The organism is Ruoffia sp. FAM 20857, assembly GCF_045528645.1.
In the GTDB taxonomy this organism is placed as follows: Bacteria; Bacillota; Bacilli; order Lactobacillales; family Aerococcaceae; genus Ruoffia; species Ruoffia halotolerans.
This window is the reverse complement of the sequence record NZ_JBGQRB010000154.1, coordinates 1-255: the sequence shown is the minus strand read 5'-3', so window position 1 is coordinate 255 and position 255 is coordinate 1. Positions and strand designations below refer to the sequence as shown.

The window sequence follows — 255 nt, the reverse complement described above, 5'->3', positions numbered from 1 at the left end:
GTGAATAACTATCAAAAAATAACGTATCAATATCTACAGTCAGCGATTCAATCCGTTTGTCAAAATCGGGAAGAACATGTCTATTATCCTTCCGCTGATTTTACTCGGAAACGCAAACTGCCCATGTTGGTTGTTATTGAATCGATTATTAAATTCGGCGCTCAAAGCCTTAACAGCGAATTACTTGAACAATGGAACTACCATGTCGAAACTCCCACCGCTTCAGCTTTTGTTCAAGCACGTGCAAAATTAAAA

1 pseudogene is annotated in these 255 nt (G+C 38.4%); it reads left to right on the top strand.

Going from position 1 to position 255, the window contains the following annotated elements:
* Positions 1 to 255 (top strand): annotated as a pseudogene (locus ACEN4N_RS11655) (hypothetical protein); the annotation flags it as partial.